Source organism: Limibacter armeniacum (assembly GCF_036880985.1).
GTDB lineage: Bacteria > Bacteroidota > Bacteroidia > Cytophagales > Flammeovirgaceae > Limibacter > Limibacter armeniacum.
Genome location: NZ_JBAJNO010000003.1, coordinates 348,304 through 368,806 on the forward strand (window position 1 = coordinate 348,304; position 20,503 = coordinate 368,806).

Sequence of the window (20,503 nt, forward strand, 5' to 3'; positions counted from 1 at the left end):
AGCATGAATTTTTTCAAATCAATTTACAGTACAATTTTTTTTGTACTGGTCGGTTCTGCCGCATTGGCTCAAGGAATTTCAGGAAAGGTGGTGGATGAAACAGGACTTGCCATAGAAGCAGTACTCGTACAAAATCTTCACACCGATCAGCACACCCACACCAACCAACAGGGAACATTTTTACTCAACGGTATAGAAGCAGGCGATACGCTTACGCTAACACATGCCGCATACAATACGATTAGTGTTGTAGTAAAAGAAGAAAAAGAACGCACCATCATACTTGAACTCAAGACCTTTGAACTGGATCAGATTACGGTGAGTCCGGAGGTCAATGCGCTCAATGTTGTATCAAAGATTGACCTGAAAACTACGCCTGTCAACTCCAGTCAGGAAGTTCTCCGTAAGGTGCCCGGTCTCATCATCGGTCAGCATGCAGGTGGAGGAAAAGCCGAGCAGATTTTTTTACGGGGATTTGATATAGACCACGGAACAGACATTGCCATTTCTGTAGATGGCATGCCTGTCAATATGGTTTCCCATGCTCATGGACAGGGCTACGCTGATCTCCACTTCGTGATTCCGGAAACGATTGAGAAAATCGATTTTGGAAAAGGAACTTACTATGCCGATCAAGGAAATTTTAGTACAGCTGGATATGTCGCCTTTCAGACCAAAGACAGGCTGGAAAATAATATCATTCAGACAGAGATCGGTCAGTACAATACCAAAAGGTTATTTAGCCTGATCAATCTCTCCCGCAATTCACATCACGCTGCCTATGTCGCCAGTGAATACCTCACTACAGATGGCTATTTTGAAAGCCCCCAGAACTTTTCCAGACTGAATGTCATGGGCAAGTACACGGGAGAGCTGGACAATAACAACAAGCTTTCCGTTAGTGCGTCCCATTTCCAGTCCAGTTGGGATGCGTCAGGACAGATTCCTGAACGGGCAGTGGAAACCAATATCATCAGCAGGTTCGGTGCGATAGATGATACGGAAGGTGGAAATACGTCAAGGTCAAACCTGAACCTTAACTACATCCATCAGCTATCCAAAAATTCATCCCTGACTTCAAGATTCTATTTGTCTCATTATGATTTTGAACTTTACAGCAACTTTACTTTCTATCTGGAAGATGCTGAGCATGGAGACCAGATCAGGCAGAAGGAAGACCGCAACATGTTTGGATTCAATTCTGAGTGGAATCGCTTTATTGCGCTACCCAATGGGTCGATCAATCTGTCTGCCGGTGTTGGATTGAGAGATGACCAAACTACAGGCACAGCGCTGTCTCATTCCCTGAACAGACAAACAACGCTTGAAACCCTCAAGCTGGGAGACATTCACGAAACCAACAGCTACGCTTATGCACAGGCTGAGCTGGTCAGGGGAAAATGGACCGTCAACCCTGCCCTTAGGCTAGATTATTTTCAGTTCGGTTATTATGACCGTCTTTCAGAAACCTATGAAAACAATCAGGTAGAAAAAGGAATACTGAGTCCAAAACTGAATGTACTTTACCAGCATTCGCCGCTGCTGCAATATTACCTGAAGACGGGCATTGGATTTCATTCCAATGATACGCGTGTAGTCGTGGCAGAAGAAGGCGAAAGCATCTTGCCCAAAGCCTATTCCTCTGATTTGGGGCTGATATGGAAAGCACATCCCCGACTTCTGGTCAATGCAGCTGTTTGGAATCTCTTTCTCGAACAGGAATTTGTTTATGTGGGAGATGCCGGCATCGTAGAGCCAAGCGGAAAAACCAACCGATCGGGCTTCGATCTTGGCGTAAGATGGCAATTGCTGGACTGGCTTTACTTCAGTCAGGATGTCAATTATGCCTATGCCCGTTCCGTTTCTGACCCTGAAGGAGAAAACTATATTCCTCTGGCGCCGGACTTGACTGCTGTGGGCACCTTGAGCATATCAGGTCAAAGCAACTGGTACGGCAGCATCCAGTACCGATATATCAGTGATCGACCTGCCAATGAAGACAACACCATCGTAGCAGAAGGCTATACCGTAGTGGATACCAACCTTGGTTATCAGTTTAAACACTTTGACTTGGGTTTGAAAATTCAGAACCTCTTTGATGTGGAATGGAAAGAAACTCAGTTTGCGACAGAATCCAGGCTGTTTAATGAGACCTCAAGCGTTGAGGAAATCCATTATACACCGGGTATTCCATTTTGTGCGACGGCAATGCTCCGGTACAAATTCTGATAAGGATAAAGTTGCCATTTCAATACTAAACTCAGACGGTCATCATACAAAAACAATATGCTATATTGATAGTCCGAGTCCACAAATAATTCATCTTAAATAGTCGAGAAATGGTAACATGTTTTTTAAAATACACAATCGATCCGTACAAAGTAGCAGCGTTTGAACACTATGGAAAACTTTGGATTGATCTGGTCAATGAAATGGGAGGTGTACATCATGGATACCTATTGCCGTATGAAGGAGCCAACAACATTGGTTATGCTACATTTTCATTTGCGACCTTGGCTGATTATGAAGACTATAGAAATAAAATTCCTTCTTGCCCAAAATGCATGGAAGCTTTTGAGTATGCCAAAAACACAGGCTGTATCCTTCATTATGAGCGGTCATTCCTGAAGCCAGTATTTGAAGGCATAAACGATAAGGCGAGGATAGACTGATATCTTTTGACACAAAGCGTGCTAGCAAAACTCAAACAGCATAAAGGAATCCCAATTAGTGAGGATGAGATTTTTAAAAATCTCATCCTTTTTTTCTATTAATTAGATTAGTAGATAATTATCTCCCTTTGATTTCACAAAATCAGTAACATCTCTTTAAGAAGAGTATCCAAAAATTAGAGACCAATAAATAACATGAAAATGAAAAAAATAGGACACCTACTATTAGGGGTAACCTTATTTATGATCGGATGTCAAACCCCTAATAATAAGCAAGATCAAGAAAGTTCTACAACAAATACCGATCGATACGTGCCCAAACCATATGTAAAAATCACGCACCCTGAGTGGAGTAAAAATGCGGCTATTTACCAACTCAATACAAGACAGTTTACACAAGAAGGCACGTTCCTAGCTGCTGAGAAAGAATTACCAAGATTAAAAGAATTAGGGGTTGATATTATATGGTTGATGCCTGTTCAAGAAATTGGAAGTAAAAACAGGAAAGGCACATTAGGAAGCCCTTATTCCGTGAAAGACTATTTCAAGGTCAATCCGGAATTCGGGACCATGGAAGATTTAAAACAATTTGTCTCATCGGCTCATAATCAGGGCATGTATGTTATTTTAGATTGGGTCGCTAACCACACTGCATGGGATAATGTATTGGTTCAAGAGCACCCAGATTGGTATGATAGAGACTATAAAAATGATTTTAGACCTACTCCTTGGTGGGACTGGTCTGACATTATTGATTTGGATTATAACCAACCTGGCCTAAGGCAATATATGACCAATGCTTTAAAATATTGGGTCAAGGAAGCTGATATTGATGGCTACAGATGTGATGTTGCCGGATTTGTACCTGTTGATTTTTGGAATAACGCACGTAAAGAATTGGATGCCATAAAACCCGTTTTTATGCTTGCCGAGTGGGAGTCTAGGGATTTACATGCAGAAGCTTTTGATATGACCTATGCGTGGAGCTGGAATGAAACGATGCACAAAATCTGTACAGGACACGCAGATGTAAATGGCTTATATATTTATTACTCTTGGAATGAGAGTGCATTTCCTCCAAATTCATTTCGAATGACATTTGTAAGCAACCATGACAAAAATGCATGGGAAGGCACCATGTGGGAACAGTTTGGAGATGGTTTAGAGGCTGCCATTACCTTATCAGTGGTTGGGGAAGGAATGCCTTTGATTTATAATGGACAGGAAGCCGGTAATAAAAAGCGACTGGAGTTTTTTGAAAAAGACCCTATTGTATGGAAAGACCATTACATTGGTAAGCTATATAAAGACCTATTTGCTTTGATGAAGGAAAATACAGCACTGTGGCATGCGAAATGGGGCAGTACAATGGTTAAGGTTCCTAACTCTTCAGAAAAGGAAATACTTAGCTTTGTCCGTCAAAATGAAAAAGATAAGGTTTTTGCTGTATTCAATTTTTCAGATAATGCACAAACCATATCATTTAAAGAGACACTTTATCACGGAACATATACCGATTACTTTTCAAATGAAGTGATTGATTTCAAAGAAGATTCAGCGTTGAAATTAGATGCTTGGGGATATAAAGTATTTGTAAAAAAATAAGGGAATTGTAATTGATGCTATTTGCCATTTTTACACTTAGCTATCATTAAAAAGTCAATCCATAACTTATGTTCAAGTAATATAAACTATGGATTGACTTCGCTCTCCTTTCTAAGAATATCATTGGGAGATCATCACCCAACATTAAGGTTATTTCACCCTGCCAGACTTAACAACTCACCCTTAACCTTCTTCAGTTCCAATTTTGCTTTTTTATACTTTATGATTTCAGCGATATAAGTAAACTGGGCTTCCCTGACTGCGGCTTCTGAAGACAAAAGCTCAACATAGGTCATCTTACCTTGATGATAAAGTGCTTTTGTTTGAGCATAAACCTTCTCTGCCAGTTGAGCATTCTCTTGTTGCGAAATGGTGGATTGATATGCCGACAGCAATTGATTAATTGCATTGAAATAGTTATTGTAAGTAACCTGTTTTTCATGTTCCAAATCCTTCCTTAGGCTTGAAAGCTGCATGTTCACCTGATTAATCTTGCTTTGCTTGGCAAGACCATCATACAAAGGAATTGAAAGTTTGAAACCGATGTATGCATAATCTGACCAGCTATTTTTAGTAGATAACTCAAAGTTATCCGACTGATATTGATACGCTCCTGTAATGTTTGCCGAAAGTGTTGGTAGGTATTGTAGCTGATAACCTTTCTTCTTGAGCAGCAGTTGCTCTCGCTCCACCTCCAATTGCTGAATGGTTGTAATTGAACCAATATTGATAGAATCAGACATAAAAGCTTCTGGCACTTCAATAAAAGTAAGTGGCGCTTTGTCTACTGAAATATCATTTTCAACCGGCATGCCGATCAAGACTTTCAGATAATTCATTTGTTGACTGATTGTTGCCTGAAGATTCCTTTCACTTACTTCCAGCATACTTCGGTCAACCTTGGCTCTATTCAATTCTATTTCATGTGTAACGCCAAGCTCAACTTGCTTTTGAGTAATCATTAAAGAAGTATCTTTCTGGCTTAATAGCTCGTGAATTTTATCCAACTCTTCACCACTTTTCAAAAGGTCATAATACACTATACAGATATTGTAGACGGTTTCCTCTTTTGTCATCTTGCTTTTGATGGCACTCAGTTCCTCCACATTCCTGGCAACTTTTATGTCAGTAAAAATGGAAGGATCAAAGATCACCTGACTTAAAGTTCCACTGAGTGTATAATTGTAAGTGGTACCAAAATTTACAAACACCTGTTCCCCAGGCTGACCAAAAAACTCACCAGGCATGATGCTGGTCTCCAACTTCATATAGTTATCAAATTGTCCTGAAGCAGAAACTTGTGGCTGCACTTTGCTTTTAGCTTCTTTTGTTGCAAATGTCTTTTCTTGCTTATCATATTGAGACTTAACAACCTTATAGTTATTCTCAAGTCCATAATCCAGACATTTTTCCAGTGTCAGATGTGTTACTTCCTGTTGGGCTTTTACATTCAGTATATTGAACAGAAAGAAGAGCAACCACAGTGTATATTTTATGCTATTGATATTTTTAAAGCTATTCATTATTTACATTCTAAAGATTTGTACAGGCTCCAGTTTCAAGATTTTCCGCATAGAAAAATAACTCCCTGCCAAGCTGATCAACAGCGTTGAAAAAATCAGGAATATGATCCGTTCAGGAGCGTAATCCATGCTCTGGTTGATTGATTTCATAAAGTATTTCAATCCGATAAGCAGCAACATGGTAAAGCTGAACCCGCAAATGGAATAAAAAATGGACTGTATCATAATCAGTTTTGTAATGAGCCAATTTCCTCCTCCAATTGCCTTGATCGTGCCATAGTCTTTGATGCGGTCATTGACTGCTGAAAACATGGTCAACCCAACAATGACCAATCCCGTAACCAGCGAGAACCAGACAAGTATCATAAAGGTGCCTACAATACCACTTGCTTCTCCCATATAATCAAGTGTTACATCCTTGAAAGTATCACCGACGTAGGCTTTCACAGTAGGGATAGTCGCAGTTATGGTATCTGCAATGCGCTTTTTAACCATCGGGTCTTGTGTGTCAGCCTCTACAATGTATGCACTGACATGGTTAGGACTAAATCCGGAGAGTTTTCTGACTCTTTCGATTGTCGAAACCATATTAAATTCCCCAAGGCCTGCATTTCCAATTGAAATCCCGCTGATATACACCCTGACATCATTGATACTGAAATAATCCCCTTGCTTTAGTTTTCCAAGATTTTCCAAATCCGATTCATCTACAATCACAGCTCCTTCACTTTGCAGGCTTTTCAGGTTGGTACCTTCAAGAAACTGTTTCGGTGCGCCCACATAGTCTGGCGCTTTAATCCCAACCAAACTACAGCCAGCTGTACCTCCAGAAGAATTTTTCATCATGCCTCCAGTCACAATCACCGGATGGACTTTATTCACCCCTGGAATAGACTGTAACTCATACCCAACTCGCTTATCCACATTCACAAGAGAGATGGACGATTCACTTTTTTCATTCACTACAAAAATGTATTCGGTATTTCCCTTGATAATACCCAAGCTAGCCTCAAGAAAACCATCCAACAAACCCAATTGGGCACCTATCAGAAAGACCGAGATCACTATCCCGAAAAGTATTCCTATAAGCTTAGCCTTATCATAAACCATAAAGCTGAATGCTGTTTTCCACATGGCTAGTTCCGATTTAAATAGATGACACAATCCACCCTGTTATTAATCATTACCTGTGCATTATCATCCAATCGGATTTTCACTTCTCGCACACGTCGGTCTTCTACAGTATTCTCATCAGAGAAAAGTGACTTTTTCTTCAAAAAACCTCCAACAAATACTACTTCTCCCTTACCGATTGTCTTCCCGTTGACCTGTGAGATCACTTCGGCTTTCAGTCCTGTCTTAATGCGGTCTGCAAAAAGCTCATCCACTTCTGTTATAGCGACCAAATGACCATCAGGTGCATACTGTCCCAGCTTTTCCCCAGCAGTAAGAAAATCCCCGTTGTGTACATCCCATTTCAGTACTTTTCCGTCATAGGCAGCCTTGACATTTTTATCTGCCAATACTGCTTTCTGGTAGGCTATATTGGCATTGATTTCCTGCATGCCACTTTTCTGGTAAGCTATCTCTGCCAATTGTTTTTCGTATTCTATCTGAAGCTTCTCTACTTTGGATTTGCTATCCTTCAGTACCTTTTCTGTAATCGCTTTTGAGTTGAAAAGCGCTTCATCTACCGCCAAATCTTTCTGTGCATTCTGCCAATCATTCAGGGTAATTTTGGCTTTGATTTCTGCTGATTTTATGGATGCTTGCTGGCTGATAATTTTACCCTCCTGAATTTTTAATTGTGCCAGGTCAGCGCTTTTTTCCATATCCAAGATGACAGCACCTTTACTTACCAATTCATTCTCAGCTGCCATAATCTGGTTCACTTTACCATTGGCAGCCGAGTAGATATTCAATAACCCTTTTTCAGGTTCAATCTTGGCAATGCCTACTATCTTATTGATCTCAGTCTGCTCAGTCTTCACATTGTTATCATCTACTTTCTTTGCGTCGGCTGAACAAGCCATCAGCAGAGCAATCATTCCGATACCCAATATGCCGTTGAATAATTTTTGGTTTTTCATTTTTGCTGTCTGTCAGTTTATTGTCTGTTTATTTACTTCATTCACAATCCCGTTTTCCACTTCAATTACACGGTCTGCATATTCCATCAGGCGAGGGTCATGCGTCACCACTGCAACGGCTTTCCCACCTTCAGCCAACTCCTTCAGTTCTTTCATCACAATTTCAAGGCTATGCTTGTCCAGTGAAGCAGTTGGCTCATCACATAGGATAATTTTGGGGTCTGTCACCAATGCCCTGGCAATAGCTACCCGCTGTTGTTGACCACCAGAAAGCTGCTTAGGAAGTTTATGCTTATGCTCAGAAATATTGACTTTTTTAAGCGCCTCTTCCGTTTTCTGCTTTATCTCAGCAGTTTTCATGTTTCTCATCTTTAATGGGAATGCCACATTTTCAGCCGCTGTAAGCGGTGCCAGCAGGTTGAATTGCTGAAACACAAACCCAATGGTATCCAACCTTACCTTTGCCATTTCCTTATCAGGAAGGTCGTCCACATTTTTCCCATCTATCTCAAGGGTTCCTTCAGTAGGATTGATCAGACACCCCAAAAGGGATAACAAGGTGGTCTTGCCTGATCCTGATGGACCAATGATCAAAAGCAGCTCTCCTTCATATAACTCAAGGTTGCAATTTGCCAATGCAGTAAATTTTCCTGCCTGCGTTTCGTATATCTTGTTTGCATTTTTTAGTCTCGCAATCATCATTTGATTTATTGTTTTTGATTACGATACAAAATTGAGTGATTGGATAGTGATAAAATACCTATATTAGCTCACTTAATATCAGAAAACGGTCAAAATCATGTTAAAGCTGACTTTAAAGCAGCCTACCGGTTTTTTATTTGCCCTAGCAGAATTGATTGGCGGTAAAGTAGATAGCAATGGCAGGCTAAATATTCCTGAAAAAAAGGGCAACGGTTATATACAAGGCTTTATGTTCGATAATTCGGTTGGGCTGATGATCAGGAACTATGAGCTCAATCAGGATTTGCTGGCAAAACGAATTGATCCTTGCAATTCCAGTGAACGGATTGTTGTAACACTGAACAATGTATTTCCAAAAAGTGAAAGTGATGGGGTTGCCAAAATTGAGGAACTACCTTCCATACAGATTGGAAAGGGTAAGCTAAATTTTGAGATGTTCTATCCAAGCAAAACCAAATACAGGTCTATTCTCTTGGCGATAGATTCTAATAAATTGAGAACACTGATGGGGATTGAGGATGAATCCTCTTTATTGAATATGATACTCAACGGCAATCAGCCATTGCTGTTTGAAGAAGTCCTTTCCCCTCAAATACAAAAGGTGGCTATGGAAATGATTGAGAATGAAATACCAGAAAACCTTCACCATTTTTATATCAGGATAAAGGCGGAAGAGTTGCTATGTCTCTTGTTTGTAGAATTACACAAGCGAGAAAATGCTCCTGTTCAGGCTTTGAATGAAAAAGATGCCCTCAGTATTTATCGGGTAAGGGACAAGATCGTTTCAAATTTGGGTATACCACCAATATTAGGAGAACTGGCCAATGAGATAGGAATGAGTGAATCAAAGTTGAAAAGACTCTTTAAACAAATATTTGGAAGCAGTATCTATAACTATTACCAGAAATTCAGGATGCAGGAAGCGGCAAGGCTACTAAAGGGACAGCAGATGAGTGTTTCAGAAGTAGGATATCAACTTGGCTTTTCCAACTTGAGTCATTTTACAAAAGTCTTTGAGGAGCATATCGGAATGAAACCTAAGAAATACTCTGTACAGTCTCACAAATAAAGGTTTAATTTATTTTCACCTGCTTGAATGCTATAAGCTGTATTCTCATATACTCTTCCCATTCAAGCAGTTCGATCAATTCAAAATCACTGTACTTCTCATTAAATTCTTGATTGACTGTAGCCACAACGACTTCAGCTCCTACCTCTAGCTCACCATCTCTAGCAAACATTGGAGTAGTACATTCTCCATTAAATCCTCTAACGCCCACTTGCAAGTACTTATTAAAGAGATCAGCTACAACGTATTCTGAAACCCCTGACACATATACCTTACTTATCGGAATGTTGGCATTTTGTGCTCTAACATATGTTTCCAATTGCTTTTTATTCCTTTCATATTCACTGTCGGAAATTGCATAGTGAGTCTCATCTCCTGTTTCTGATAATAATATAAAATTCATATCGCTAGAATCATTTTAGAAAGTATAGTTCTTTAATATTTTACGAATTAGTTTGGTGAATAGTTTTAACTTAAATCCCATATTAGTTTGCTGTATACTGTAACGACCTAATAAGCTAAGCATCATACTTTTAAAACACTTGATTTCGAGACTATTATAGTTAATGGATTTCAACAAAAGACAGATTCATCAATTAATTGATGAAAAGAACATAAATACGATTTCCTTATGGGATCATTATTTAAGTAGAGAGGAATTTGATCTATATTTTCCAAAAATTGGAACTGACTTTTATTTAGAAAGCTGTAACAAACTCAATAATTTTTTTTTGGGGTTTATTGATTATATGTCTAAACCAATATTTAGCTATGACCCCAATCAGGAACCCCTAAAAACTATCAATCCTGAATCGCTTTTAACACAAGAAATATATTCACCTGATATGGAATCCGCTATTTACTTCAATGATAATAAAACAGTAGCAATTCAAATGTCATATGATTTCTGTCTATCAATATTCTCAAGTAAATCAGATTTTCAAATCGAGCTTTTGCCAATTGTCAGAAAATACGGATTGGAAATCATTAGATTCTAAGCCGTTAGTAATAACCTTCACTCAAAACTCTCCTTCCATTTTTAATATACCTTGGTAGTTTATTATATGAAAATAAAAGATTTCGCTATAGAAAGATATTTTGCCAAATATGAATCTCCAACCAAATACATGCTATCTAGCTCATATTGTGATGGATATAAAATGAAATATGTATTGGATTTAGCTTCCCCTACATTTGAATTTGCAGAAAAACTTGTCAAAGAAACAGGAATTATGTTGCTACCTGCTGAAACATTTGAGTATGGTAAATCTCATGCAAGGATTGGCTTTGGCAGAAAAAATTTCCCAGAAATACTACATATCTTTCAGGACTATATAACGAAACACTACAGCTAACATTCTCTTTTTCAGAAAAGACAGTACACCAATTATCGTTTACAGCTAAATGCTAAAAAAGAACCACTTTGGAAAAAGAACAACACATTGCAGCGTTAAAACTAAAGTTTGAAAGTTACGCGCCCATTTCAGATGCATCCTGGTCACTAATCGAATCAATAATAGATTTCAAGTCATTAGAGAAAAATGAGATTTTACTGAAAAATGGACAGGTTGCAAAAAATGTATACTTTGTCTGTAAAGGTGCCCTAAGGGCTTATGTCACCGATTACAATGGAAATATTTACAACAAAAACATTTTTCTTGAAACTGACTTTGCAGGCTCAACAGTTTCTTACCTCTTAAGTAAACCTTCCAACTTCACCCTAGAGGCTTTAGAAGATAATACTATTTTGATCAGCCTTAACTATCAAAAATACAGACGACTGATAGAGGAAAATATTGATTTGAAAAACTTCTATATCGCTTATCTGGAAAACAATTGGGTGATAGAAAAAGAGCAAAGAGAAATTTCCATTGTTATGCAAAATGCTACTGAAAGGTATCTGGACTTGCTTTCAAAACATCCCAATATAGATCAGCGAATACAACAACTACACATAGCTTCGCATCTAGGTATTACACCCACCCAGCTTAGCAGGATTCGAAAAGATTTAAAAAAAAGTCATTGAATCAACATATGTAAATGCCATAGGCAATCCCTTCTAATATTTTTGTCTTATCACTTATAGCAAAAATATTATGAACTATATCAAATACTTAAAATGGTGTTATGCAACTATTTGCTGTACACCATACAGTCTACTGGAAAGAAAACCAATAAGTGATTTATTTGACAAGCCATGAATCAAATAACACTATCTGCGCTAGCCATATTAGGAGGAATCTTTTTGGCTGCTCAAGGGAGCTTTAATTCGACTTTAGGGATCTTGCTTAAAAACCCTTTGCTGGCGTCAGTAGTTGCTTTTTTCAGCAGTACTGTATTTGCAATAGCCTTTGTTTTACTTAGTGTCAGAAGCTTTCCGACTTGGGTCGATTTAAAACAGATTCCCATTTATTTATGGTTTACAGGAGGACTTTTCAGCGTTTTAGGGATTAGTCTTTACTATTATACCATTCCAAAACTAGGCATATCAACAATGATCTCTTTGGGGTTATTTGGTCAGTTAGCATTTTCTACAATTGCTGGTCATTTCGGATGGCTAAACTTACCAATGGAGCCAATAACTATAAAAAGAGGTTTAGGCCTTATGATAATGATGACAGGAATTATTTTAATCAATATAAAATGAAAGAGACAACCAGCTTAAAGCAAGCGAATATAGATAACCTGACTTCACTTTGGAAGACAGTAGGAAGTTCATTTAATGCCTATTCCAAGATGTCAGGCTTTGAATATTGTGAAATTCAAAATGCTGAATGGCCAAACAGAGTATGGTTTAACCAAAATATCACACAACAAACTGTTGACTCCCTTAAAGAGAAAATAGCTGCTTCAACTTCCAAAATCACATTGCCTGTTTGGAATATTGAACACCAAAAGGAGGCTTCCATTTTAGAACGCAATGGCTTCAAAGCTACTTTTGAACAAGTTGGCATGTTATTGAAAATACAAAGCCGCTTTGAAACTGAAGGTCATGTAAAAATACAGCGTGTTGCAAACGAGACTGAAGCTAAACTATGGGCTGAGCTATTCAAAAAGTCATTCGGCTATATCATTAGTCATGAAACCGTTAGTAAAACATATAAGGATATTAATTTTTACATAGCGTATCATGATCATGTGGCTGTGGGTACAGCATTATTACATAAAACCGATCGTATTTTGGGTGTTCATTCTGTGGGTATTCCACCTGAAATGAGAAGAAGGGGCTATGCAGAGCAAATAATGAAATTACTGATCAATCTTGCAGTTGAAAATCAATATGAATATATAACCCTACAAGCGTCTAGTATGGGCAAACACTTATACCTGAAACTAGGTTTTGAAGAGCAGTTTTTGATCAGAAACTACACTTTAAAACACTATACATAGTAAATCATTTCAAACACCACCTTTTATCTAGTTAGAATAAAAACCATAAGGAGTGAACAGTCACAACCAAGCTTACAAACTATATTTTCTAAGCCAGACCCAAAGAGTACTTGGGTCTGGTTTTTATTTGCACGCCATCAAAAAAATGGGCTATTGAATACTATTAGGCATATTGTTTTTTTATCCTCCTTCCCTATAAACCTCTGCACTTTCCAGTATATAATTGCATTGATAAACGTCATCCTGATTCAGTCTTAACCTACCTTTAATCGTGACTACCTGATCCATAGTGAACCTTGGGTGATTGGGGTTGAGCTTTAATTCAACAATAGATTCCGGACCACCATTTCCACAGAAAAAACAAGCAGAATATGGGTTTCGAGACAGGATATAGATTCCCTTTTTGTCGTCAATAGCCAGTATATATCCCTTAAGACATACATGTTTACCTTCCAATGATTTCACCTTTGGACCAAAATGAGGGTAGTAATAATAAGCATCAACCTCTTGGCTGTATTTGTCGGTAAACTGTACATCCATAAGTGTCTTCCAAGTAATGCTGGTTTGTGCAAGTGCGGGAGAACTGAGCAGTAAAAAAAGTATGGTTACAAGCTTAAGCATTGGTCAATGTTTTTGAGATATTGATATTGAATACTTGGATTCCAGGAAGTAAGGACGCCAATAATCCTATTGACAAGGCAGTTAAAAAATTCGCCATTCCTCTGCTGTCTATTCCCATCTGGAAAAACTGTCGAAATAATTTGCCTCCATCTGATAAGAAACCAACCACAACCCTACACGGTTGGGTGGTTTTCCCTATACCGGCCTCTCCTAGAATAGGTAAGCCCCCCTTCTTTAGCTCAATGTCAGGGAAGCTAAAGTGGTGCTGTTCATTATATGCGGAAATCAGTGACCTAGTCTTGAACATATCTTCTCCTTTTTGTTTGCAAACATAGCGAGTGATAATTTTAAACGCAATATTGTTGCGTTTAAAAAATGCACGACTATATTTGCAACATTGTTGCATTTAATAGTTTTATATGAAGAATCATCAGTTTATAGGTTCCAACATGGATTTTATAGGGTTCAGTGTTTCGTTGCTTTGTGCTGTGCATTGTATCGCATTACCCATATTTCTAAGTATTGTCCCACTTACCGGACTCCAGTTTCTAGATCATATCTGGATCGAGTATTCGATTATTCTAGCCAGTTTTATTATTGCCTCTTATGCCCTTATACATGGTTACTACAAACACCACCAAAAACCATTGGCAATGACTGTTGTAGTGGTTGGTTTTATACTGATTGTGACTGGTCATTTTTTACAAGATGAATGGAAAGAAATCATGCTGACTTCAAGTGGAGGAGTTGTGATAGCTATTGCTCACCTATTGAACTGGAAACACATTAAACAAGCGAATACCATGTTTCCAGAGTGTTTAGATCAAGATAAATCAAAGTAAAATGTTAGGAGTAAAAAAATTACCTGTAACTGTACTCAGTGGCTTTTTGGGCGCCGGAAAAACCACGTTGCTTAACCATATCCTACACAACAAGCAAGGGTTAAAAGTTGCTGTTATCGTAAATGATATGAGTGAAGTGAATATTGACGCACAGTTGGTAGAAAATGAAGGAACTCTTTCCAGAACAGAGGAAAAACTGGTAGAGATGAGTAATGGATGTATTTGCTGTACCTTACGTGAAGACCTTATGGTAGAAGTAGAGCGACTGGCCAAGGAAAACCGTTTTGATTATCTGGTAATTGAAAGTACTGGCATTTCTGAGCCAGTTCCAGTAGCCCAAACCTTTACCTTTCAGGATGAGCAAAACGGCATTGACCTAAGTAGGTTCAGTTATATTGATACAATGGTAACCGTAGTAGATGCCTTCAATTTTTTCAAGGACTTTGGGAGCAAAGAGCTTTTGCAGGACAGAAATCTGACAGATATGGAAGAAGATTACCGAACGATAGTCAACTTACTTACAGATCAGATCGAATTTGCCAATGTGATTATCTTAAATAAAGCAGACTTAGTATCAGAGGAAGTATTGGGGACTTTGAAGTCTGCCATACAAAAGCTTAATCCAGGGGCTAATATTTTGACAACATCCTATGGGAAAATCAGTCCGGATAAGATCCTGAAAACTGGATTGTTTGACTATGAAGAAGCTGAACAAAGTGCCGGTTGGATAGAAGAGTTGAAAAAAGACAGTCACAATCCGGAAACGGAAGAATATGGAGTTGGGTCATTTGTATTCAGGGATAAGCGACCGTTCCACCCAGCGCGGTTTTGGAAGTATATTCAGGAAGGTTTTCCCACCAGTATTATTCGCAGTAAAGGATTATTTTGGCTGTCTTCTCGGCCTGACCAAGCAATGGTATGGAGTCAGGCAGGAGGTTCGCTTCAGGCAGACAGTGCAGGAGTTTGGTGGAGCAGTATGCCCTACCATGTCCGTGCTGGTTTCCCAAGCTTTCTTTATAACCAAAAACAAATTGAAGATGGCTGGCATAAAATTTTTGGTGACCGAAAAAATGAGTTAGTGTTTATAGGACAGGACTTAAACAAAGCTCAAATATTGGAAGAGTTGGAAGCTTGTCTGTGTACAAAGGATGAGATAGCCAAGATAAGTTGGGAAAATGGAGGAGATGACCATTGGCCAGTACAACGTGCCATTCCTCCACATAAAAGTAAATTGAGTTCTTAAGCTTTATGAATTTGAACATGATTCACAAGTTCCATGAATGATGAAATCGGAGTGATCTTTTTGATATCCCTTCGGTAAAGAAATCTTGGGAATGTGGATATCTTCCATACAGTAGGTTTGTTCACACTTGTGACATACAAAATGTATATGATCATCTTCATGTTTCTCTGATGAACAATCATGGCTACACAGTGCATACTTTGCGATAGCCCCATGGACATCAGGCACCTTGTGGATCAACCCTTTTTCAACAAAAGCATCTAATGCCCGGTAGATAGTAACCCTATCCTGTCCGGGCTTTAATTTTTCAGTGATATCGTGATGGGACAAAGCATGTTTTGCCTCAGCAAATAAAGTCAACAACTCAATTCTAAATGGTGTTCTCCTTATACCATGCTCTTTTAAGCTTTCTTCTATATTAAACCTCTCCATGTCGCAAAAGTATATATTTAAACTGTTATTCAGGCATTCGATATACTATAATAGTGACGAATACAGACGCAACAACGTTTCGTTAATTTAACACATTTTACCTGATATAGAAGCTGGAAGTCCGTAGATCAATCTAACTTCCTATAATACTTAATTAGGTAATGGCAAAGTCCCTACTCTCTACAACTAAATACCCACTCTACGGTACCGTTTTAATAACAAAGTGAGTTAAGGGTGTAATACTGGATTACAGGATATTTGCAGGTTATTTAAGGGCTGATTGGGGCAAGAAAAAGCAAAGGTCTAACTTTGCCGTTCGCCAAAACCACAAGCCAGACCTTTACCTTTATGTTGACTGCAAATATACTTGAAATCCTCTGCGGTTTCCAAATCGTCAAAGGCAAACCAAGCAAACAGGTACTAGCCAAGCTAATTACGGCCTTGGTGGAAGATGAAAATGTGCAATTTCATCAGATAGCCAAAAACTTGCCATCCAAGGCGCAAAAAGCTTCTCGGACCAAGCAAGTCAAACGCTTTATGTCAGGAGCTGTGTTCAATTATCAGGCCCTGATGGCATGGTTGTTTTCCTGCCTGCCATCCGGAAAGATCACCCTCTGCATTGACCGAACCAACTGGCAGTCCAGAAAGCAGGCAGTGAATATTCTGGCCGTGACGGCCTACAGTCATGGCGTGGGTTTCCCACTGGCTTTTCGGCTACTGGACAAAAAAGGAAACAGCCACCAGCAGGAGCGTATTGATTTGCTGAAGGAAGTACTTCAGATTGTGCCTCCCGAACGGATCGGGAAAGTGATTGCAGACCGGGAGTTTATCGGCAAAAAGTGGCTTCGGTTTATGACCATGCAAGGGATTGTCTTCTGCGTTCGGATTCCATCACACCACAAAATCAACATCGATGGTGTGGAGAAAACAGGAGAGGTATGGAGCAAAGAAGGCTTTCGCTGTACTGACCGAAGAGCAACGATCTATGGAATGGACCTGACTCTTTCCATGCAGATGACCAAGGATAAAAACGGGCGAAAGGACTACCTGATCGTAGTCTCAAACCTGATGAAAAGAGGCTTGCTGTCAAGCTATAGAAAACGGTGGAGCATCGAGGTGTTCTTCCAGTCGCTCAAAGGGCGGGGATTCAACCTGGAAGCCACTCACCTGACCAAATTGGATCGGCTTGAAAGACTTTTTGCTGTGGTGTGTATGGCCTTTGCTGTTTGTCACTTATTTGGCGTGGCTTTCCATGAAAAAGTACAAAACATAAAAGTAAAGAACCACGGTTACAGGGAGAACAGCTATTTCAGAAAGGGAAAAGATCTGTTGCAGGAACATTTCTGTACGAGATCCCGCCAAGTAGGTAATGAGATCAAAGGACTTTGGAAGAAGTTTTGGAGGGGAATTAGTCCCAAAACACCATCTGAAAAACTGGTTTTTAGTTGGTTATAAAAAAGTGTACCGTAGAGTGCTAAATACCATTAAATCATCCCATAGCCGTCAATACATCTTAGATTAATACTATATTGAAAAGGATTAAAATTAAATGCTTTTTTAAAAATGAAAAAACTATTTCTAGACGACATTAGGACAATCAATATGGTTTACGATAAATCCATGGAATCGGAATTTGACATCGTAAGGACGTACAGCGACTTTGTTGATTACATAAAAACAAATGGTCTTCCCGACTTCATCAGTTTTGACAATGACCTAGGACTAGATAATAAAGGAGAGGTCGCACTAGACGGCTATGCGGCAGCCAAATGGTTAGTTTATGAATCCGAACTTGACTTAACTAACCTAAAATTTAAAGTGCATTCTGCTAATCCAGTTGCAGCCAAACAGATTCATGGGCTTTTGACTAATTATATCAGGCACTTAAATGAAAAGTAAAAACAGTCACCAACTATAATCTCTGCTAGTACTAATCAATCTTAATGATAACAGCTTTCAGTTAATTCAACCTATTTACTTTCGCAGTGTTATAACCTAGATTTCTGCATTTTAAAGATAAAAAGATAAGTAAGAAGTAATCAGTTATTTTTTTAATATTTACAACTAGAACTATCTACTCAAAAATATCAATGAACTCATTTTGCAAAGCTAAGTTGTCAACGATTCTCTTCTTTGTTTTAAGTATAAGTTGTATTTCAGCCCAAACACTTGATAGAAGAAAGTTAAATACTGAAACAGCTATTGAAGAAACTATATCTTCATTTGAAAACCATACATATACTATTGATTTAGAAAATGGGATGGCAATTATAGGAAAGGTTATACAGGTAAATATAGATCTTGTAATTGATATCTATAAGCCAAATGGTCAACTTTTAAAACAAATTGAGAGTCCCAATGGAAAAAATGGAGTTGAAGCCATTGATATAACTTCCAATGAATCTGGAACTTATAAAATAAATATTCATACACTTGATAAAAACACCTTCAAAGGAAGCTATCAACTAAAAGTTGAACAGATTTTAACTTTGGAACAAAATACAAGGCGTATTATAAAGAGAGAACTTCCAACTGACACATTATATAATCTATGGGAAGCCTCGCTTACTGATGATAAAGCTATTGACACTTTTTTAGCTGCTCAAGCCCAAAGTCATATAATAGAGCTTATTGATAGTGATGATTCAAATATGCTTGTAACTTACTTCTGTGTGCCTCACAAAAACACAGAGTATGTTATGTTAAGTGGCGGACCTGATTTTTTAGGATTAAGATTTCAGAGATTACCAAATACTAAATTATTTTTTGTAACCCAGCGAGTACCTAAAGATGCTCGATTTAATTACGGTTTCAATTATTTCAACCTAGATAAAGCCGGACCAAATGGAGAAATAGTATCAAGGAGTGTAGAACACGCTTATGATGGTACAGTTGAAATGCCCAGTGCACCAAAGCAGGTTTACATCTCAGAAAGAGACGGTATAGAAAAAGGCAGCTTATTCCTTACTTCAATCTACAGTGATTTTTTACAGGAAGACCGAAAAATAACGATCCATACACCTGCAAATTATAATCCCAATAAACCTCATAATCTATTAATCGTTTTTGATGGTGAAGCTTATGGGGCAAGACCCAATCGCAAAGCTAGAATACCAACTCCCACCATAGTAGATAACCTACTTGCTGATAAAAAGATCACTCCTACAGTTACAGTTTTAGTATGGTCAATGGGTAAAAGAAGTAAAGACCTAATAAGTGAAAAATTTGGGAATTTCATTTCAAAAGAATTAATTCCATGGGCTCGTTCAGCATACAATATTTACCCTATATCTGATAAAATCATCTTAGCTGGTTCAAGTAGAGGAGGATTTGCTGCAAGTTATATTGCATTACAACATTCGGATGTAATAGGAAACGTAATCTCCCAATCAGGTTCATACTGGATAAAAGGAACCAACGATGAAAACCATTGGATTTATCCAGAAGACAACGGAATGCTAATTGACTTGTATAAGCAGAGTAAACTACTACCTATCAAATTCTATATGGATATTGGGCTTTATGATGCAGGAGCTTCCATGCTTGGAATGAATAGACAATTTCGAGATATTCTTGAGCTAAAAGGTTATAAAGTAGATTATCATGAATTTAAGGGAGGTCACAACTATGTTAATTGGAGGGGAACATTTTCCAATGGATTAATCTCATTAATTGGGACTGCGGCAGAGTAATAAGCCCCTTTACATAAAACATATTTAGAAATAAAATCGCATTGCTTTCCTGAGCCAAACCCTAAAGGTTTGGCTTTTTATTTTATACTTAAGCGTGTTTATAAAGTGCATAAAATTTGCAAATGGTTTAAGTCCGTCTAAATCCATTTATTAATTTTATAATTGTTCTTTATTTAAAAAGTACAAACTAGTGAAAACAATTAATTCAATGAACAAAATAAGCCGTTCTGACTATAAAGTATTGCATCAATTTCTTGAATCAGCGGAACCATTGAGTGAAGACCTTTTTGAAGAAATAAGAGACTATATCAGTAAGAAAACATATAAAAAAGGAGAGGCTATCCTAAGAGCTGGAGACATTGAAGTCAATTCCAATATTGTGGTAAAAGGCGTTGTATTACAATATGTATTTGATGAAGACATCCCCATCACCATTAATATTACCCCAAAAGGGCTCTCATTTAACAGCTTAAAGAGTTATATCGATGGGTCTCCTTCGGTCGAAATTCACGAAGCAATTACTGATGTTGAGATTCTTACTATCAAAAAGAATGATTTAGAAATGCTAGCTAAAAAGTATCATGAGTTTAGCTATATCATGTACAAAGTCTATGAAAAAATA

At 38.2% G+C, this 20,503-nt stretch carries 23 protein-coding genes; 15 read left to right on the forward strand and 8 right to left on the reverse strand.

Annotation, left to right across the window (positions count from 1 at the left end):
* Positions 1–3 precede the first annotated feature (3 nt).
* From V6R21_RS03720 to V6R21_RS03730, 3 genes are all read left to right on the forward strand, one after another.
* The gene (locus V6R21_RS03720) at positions 4–2,229 is read left to right on the forward strand and encodes a TonB-dependent receptor (RefSeq protein ID WP_334240535.1); all 2,226 of its coding nucleotides are present in this window, start codon (positions 4–6) and stop codon (positions 2,227–2,229) included.
* A 110-nt stretch (positions 2,230–2,339) separates the two neighbouring features.
* The gene (locus V6R21_RS03725) at positions 2,340–2,672 is read left to right on the forward strand and encodes an NIPSNAP family protein (RefSeq protein WP_334240537.1); all 333 of its coding nucleotides are present in this window, start codon (positions 2,340–2,342) and stop codon (positions 2,670–2,672) included.
* Between the two features lie 201 nt (positions 2,673–2,873).
* Positions 2,874–4,277, forward strand: a complete 1,404-nt coding sequence (locus tag V6R21_RS03730) for an alpha-amylase family glycosyl hydrolase (RefSeq protein WP_334240539.1) — start codon at positions 2,874–2,876, stop codon at positions 4,275–4,277.
* 155 nt (positions 4,278–4,432) lie between these two features.
* Here V6R21_RS03730 and V6R21_RS03735 read toward each other — a convergent pair whose 3' ends face one another.
* From V6R21_RS03735 to V6R21_RS03750, 4 genes are read right to left on the reverse strand one after another with little or no spacing between them, the layout of a single operon-like run.
* Positions 4,433–5,800: a TolC family protein gene (locus V6R21_RS03735; RefSeq protein WP_334240540.1), complete on the reverse strand. Its 1,368-nt coding sequence runs from the start codon at positions 5,798–5,800 to the stop codon at positions 4,433–4,435.
* 3 nt (positions 5,801–5,803) lie between these two features.
* Positions 5,804–6,934 carry an ABC transporter permease gene (locus tag V6R21_RS03740; RefSeq protein ID WP_334240543.1) on the reverse strand — a complete coding sequence of 377 codons (1,131 nt, stop codon included), beginning with the start codon at positions 6,932–6,934 and terminating at the stop codon, positions 5,804–5,806.
* A 2-nt stretch (positions 6,935–6,936) separates the two neighbouring features.
* A complete protein-coding gene (locus V6R21_RS03745) occupies positions 6,937–7,890 on the reverse strand; it encodes an HlyD family secretion protein (RefSeq protein ID WP_334240545.1) in 954 nt (317 codons plus the stop codon).
* A gap of 12 nt (positions 7,891–7,902) precedes the next feature.
* Entirely contained in the window at positions 7,903–8,589 is a 687-nt protein-coding gene (locus tag V6R21_RS03750) for an ABC transporter ATP-binding protein (RefSeq protein ID WP_408612970.1), read from the reverse strand.
* Between the two features lie 100 nt (positions 8,590–8,689).
* Between V6R21_RS03750 and V6R21_RS03755 the strand changes: the two genes are divergently transcribed.
* Positions 8,690–9,661 carry a helix-turn-helix transcriptional regulator gene (locus V6R21_RS03755; protein ID WP_334240549.1) on the forward strand — a complete coding sequence of 324 codons (972 nt, stop codon included), beginning with the start codon at positions 8,690–8,692 and terminating at the stop codon, positions 9,659–9,661.
* Positions 9,662–9,665: 4 nt separating this feature from the next.
* Here the strand turns inward: V6R21_RS03755 and V6R21_RS03760 are convergent, their stop codons facing one another.
* Positions 9,666–10,064 (reverse strand): hypothetical protein, encoded by a 399-nt coding sequence (locus tag V6R21_RS03760; RefSeq protein ID WP_334240551.1) that lies wholly within the window; start codon positions 10,062–10,064, stop codon positions 9,666–9,668.
* Positions 10,065–10,227: 163 nt separating this feature from the next.
* On the opposite strand from V6R21_RS03760, the gene V6R21_RS03765 reads away from it, so the two are divergent.
* The 5 genes from V6R21_RS03765 (at position 10,228) to V6R21_RS03785 (ending at position 13,051) form a co-directional block, all read left to right on the forward strand.
* Complete coding sequence (locus V6R21_RS03765) at positions 10,228–10,659, forward strand: hypothetical protein (RefSeq protein WP_334240553.1); 432 nt, start codon at positions 10,228–10,230, stop codon at positions 10,657–10,659.
* A gap of 66 nt (positions 10,660–10,725) precedes the next feature.
* Complete coding sequence (locus V6R21_RS03770; RefSeq protein WP_334240554.1) at positions 10,726–11,016, forward strand: hypothetical protein; 291 nt, start codon at positions 10,726–10,728, stop codon at positions 11,014–11,016.
* Between the two features lie 68 nt (positions 11,017–11,084).
* The gene (locus V6R21_RS03775) at positions 11,085–11,687 is read left to right on the forward strand and encodes a Crp/Fnr family transcriptional regulator (RefSeq protein ID WP_334240556.1); all 603 of its coding nucleotides are present in this window, start codon (positions 11,085–11,087) and stop codon (positions 11,685–11,687) included.
* A gap of 171 nt (positions 11,688–11,858) precedes the next feature.
* The gene (locus V6R21_RS03780) at positions 11,859–12,308 is read left to right on the forward strand and encodes a DMT family transporter (protein ID WP_334240559.1); all 450 of its coding nucleotides are present in this window, start codon (positions 11,859–11,861) and stop codon (positions 12,306–12,308) included.
* A complete protein-coding gene (locus tag V6R21_RS03785; protein ID WP_334240562.1) occupies positions 12,305–13,051 on the forward strand; it encodes a GNAT family N-acetyltransferase in 747 nt (248 codons plus the stop codon). The genes V6R21_RS03780 and V6R21_RS03785 overlap by 4 nt, the downstream gene beginning before the upstream one ends.
* Before the next feature lie 180 nt (positions 13,052–13,231).
* Here V6R21_RS03785 and V6R21_RS03790 read toward each other — a convergent pair whose 3' ends face one another.
* Positions 13,232–13,672 carry a DUF3299 domain-containing protein gene (locus V6R21_RS03790; RefSeq protein WP_334240564.1) on the reverse strand — a complete coding sequence of 147 codons (441 nt, stop codon included), beginning with the start codon at positions 13,670–13,672 and terminating at the stop codon, positions 13,232–13,234.
* A complete protein-coding gene (locus tag V6R21_RS03795) occupies positions 13,665–13,979 on the reverse strand; it encodes a hypothetical protein (protein ID WP_334240566.1) in 315 nt (104 codons plus the stop codon). Before V6R21_RS03795 ends, V6R21_RS03790 begins: the two co-directional genes overlap by 8 nt.
* 112 nt (positions 13,980–14,091) lie before the next feature.
* Between V6R21_RS03795 and V6R21_RS03800 the strand changes: the two genes are divergently transcribed.
* Both V6R21_RS03800 and V6R21_RS03805 read left to right on the forward strand, forming a co-directional pair.
* Positions 14,092–14,514: a MerC domain-containing protein gene (locus V6R21_RS03800; protein WP_334240568.1), complete on the forward strand. Its 423-nt coding sequence runs from the start codon at positions 14,092–14,094 to the stop codon at positions 14,512–14,514.
* Between the two features lies 1 nt (position 14,515).
* Positions 14,516–15,757, forward strand: a complete 1,242-nt coding sequence (locus V6R21_RS03805) for a GTP-binding protein (protein WP_334240569.1) — start codon at positions 14,516–14,518, stop codon at positions 15,755–15,757.
* A gap of 3 nt (positions 15,758–15,760) precedes the next feature.
* Here the strand turns inward: V6R21_RS03805 and V6R21_RS03810 are convergent, their stop codons facing one another.
* Entirely contained in the window at positions 15,761–16,189 is a 429-nt protein-coding gene (locus V6R21_RS03810) for a Fur family transcriptional regulator (RefSeq protein WP_334240572.1), read from the reverse strand.
* A 348-nt stretch (positions 16,190–16,537) separates the two neighbouring features.
* Between V6R21_RS03810 and V6R21_RS03815 the strand changes: the two genes are divergently transcribed.
* The 4 genes from V6R21_RS03815 to V6R21_RS03830 form a co-directional block, all read left to right on the forward strand.
* A complete protein-coding gene (locus V6R21_RS03815; RefSeq protein WP_334240574.1) occupies positions 16,538–17,644 on the forward strand; it encodes an IS4 family transposase in 1,107 nt (368 codons plus the stop codon).
* Between the two features lie 108 nt (positions 17,645–17,752).
* A complete protein-coding gene (locus V6R21_RS03820) occupies positions 17,753–18,088 on the forward strand; it encodes a cyclic-phosphate processing receiver domain-containing protein (protein WP_334240576.1) in 336 nt (111 codons plus the stop codon).
* A gap of 191 nt (positions 18,089–18,279) precedes the next feature.
* A complete protein-coding gene (locus V6R21_RS03825) occupies positions 18,280–19,881 on the forward strand; it encodes an alpha/beta hydrolase (protein WP_334240578.1) in 1,602 nt (533 codons plus the stop codon).
* 208 nt (positions 19,882–20,089) lie between these two features.
* On the forward strand, positions 20,090–20,503 hold a 414-nt coding region (locus tag V6R21_RS03830; RefSeq protein ID WP_334241017.1), incomplete at its 3' end, for a Crp/Fnr family transcriptional regulator.

Excerpts from the sequence above, each read along its gene's own strand:
- V6R21_RS03740 (WP_334240543.1), bottom strand. The coding sequence starts at position 6,934 with ATGTGGAAAACAGCATTCAGCTTTATGGTTTATGATAAGGCTAAGCTT.
- V6R21_RS03820 (WP_334240576.1), top strand. The coding sequence starts at position 17,753 with ATGAAAAAACTATTTCTAGACGACATTAGGACAATCAATATGGTTTAC.
- V6R21_RS03755 (WP_334240549.1), top strand. The coding sequence starts at position 8,690 with ATGTTAAAGCTGACTTTAAAGCAGCCTACCGGTTTTTTATTTGCCCTA.
- V6R21_RS03780 (WP_334240559.1), top strand. The coding sequence starts at position 11,859 with ATGAATCAAATAACACTATCTGCGCTAGCCATATTAGGAGGAATCTTT.
- V6R21_RS03750 (WP_408612970.1), bottom strand. The coding sequence starts at position 8,589 with ATGATTGCGAGACTAAAAAATGCAAACAAGATATACGAAACGCAGGCA.
- V6R21_RS03790 (WP_334240564.1), bottom strand. The coding sequence starts at position 13,672 with ATGCTTAAGCTTGTAACCATACTTTTTTTACTGCTCAGTTCTCCCGCA.
- V6R21_RS03800 (WP_334240568.1), top strand. The coding sequence starts at position 14,092 with ATGAAGAATCATCAGTTTATAGGTTCCAACATGGATTTTATAGGGTTC.
- V6R21_RS03725 (WP_334240537.1), top strand. The coding sequence starts at position 2,340 with ATGGTAACATGTTTTTTAAAATACACAATCGATCCGTACAAAGTAGCA.
- V6R21_RS03825 (WP_334240578.1), top strand. The coding sequence starts at position 18,280 with ATGAACTCATTTTGCAAAGCTAAGTTGTCAACGATTCTCTTCTTTGTT.
- V6R21_RS03810 (WP_334240572.1), bottom strand. The coding sequence starts at position 16,189 with ATGGAGAGGTTTAATATAGAAGAAAGCTTAAAAGAGCATGGTATAAGG.
- V6R21_RS03745 (WP_334240545.1), bottom strand. The coding sequence starts at position 7,890 with ATGAAAAACCAAAAATTATTCAACGGCATATTGGGTATCGGAATGATT.
- V6R21_RS03760 (WP_334240551.1), bottom strand. The coding sequence starts at position 10,064 with ATGAATTTTATATTATTATCAGAAACAGGAGATGAGACTCACTATGCA.
- V6R21_RS03770 (WP_334240554.1), top strand. The coding sequence starts at position 10,726 with ATGAAAATAAAAGATTTCGCTATAGAAAGATATTTTGCCAAATATGAA.
- V6R21_RS03815 (WP_334240574.1), top strand. The coding sequence starts at position 16,538 with ATGTTGACTGCAAATATACTTGAAATCCTCTGCGGTTTCCAAATCGTC.
- V6R21_RS03795 (WP_334240566.1), bottom strand. The coding sequence starts at position 13,979 with ATGTTCAAGACTAGGTCACTGATTTCCGCATATAATGAACAGCACCAC.
- V6R21_RS03805 (WP_334240569.1), top strand. The coding sequence starts at position 14,516 with ATGTTAGGAGTAAAAAAATTACCTGTAACTGTACTCAGTGGCTTTTTG.
- V6R21_RS03735 (WP_334240540.1), bottom strand. The coding sequence starts at position 5,800 with ATGAATAGCTTTAAAAATATCAATAGCATAAAATATACACTGTGGTTG.
- V6R21_RS03720 (WP_334240535.1), top strand. The coding sequence starts at position 4 with ATGAATTTTTTCAAATCAATTTACAGTACAATTTTTTTTGTACTGGTC.
- V6R21_RS03730 (WP_334240539.1), top strand. The coding sequence starts at position 2,874 with ATGAAAAAAATAGGACACCTACTATTAGGGGTAACCTTATTTATGATC.
- V6R21_RS03785 (WP_334240562.1), top strand. The coding sequence starts at position 12,305 with ATGAAAGAGACAACCAGCTTAAAGCAAGCGAATATAGATAACCTGACT.
- V6R21_RS03765 (WP_334240553.1), top strand. The coding sequence starts at position 10,228 with ATGGATTTCAACAAAAGACAGATTCATCAATTAATTGATGAAAAGAAC.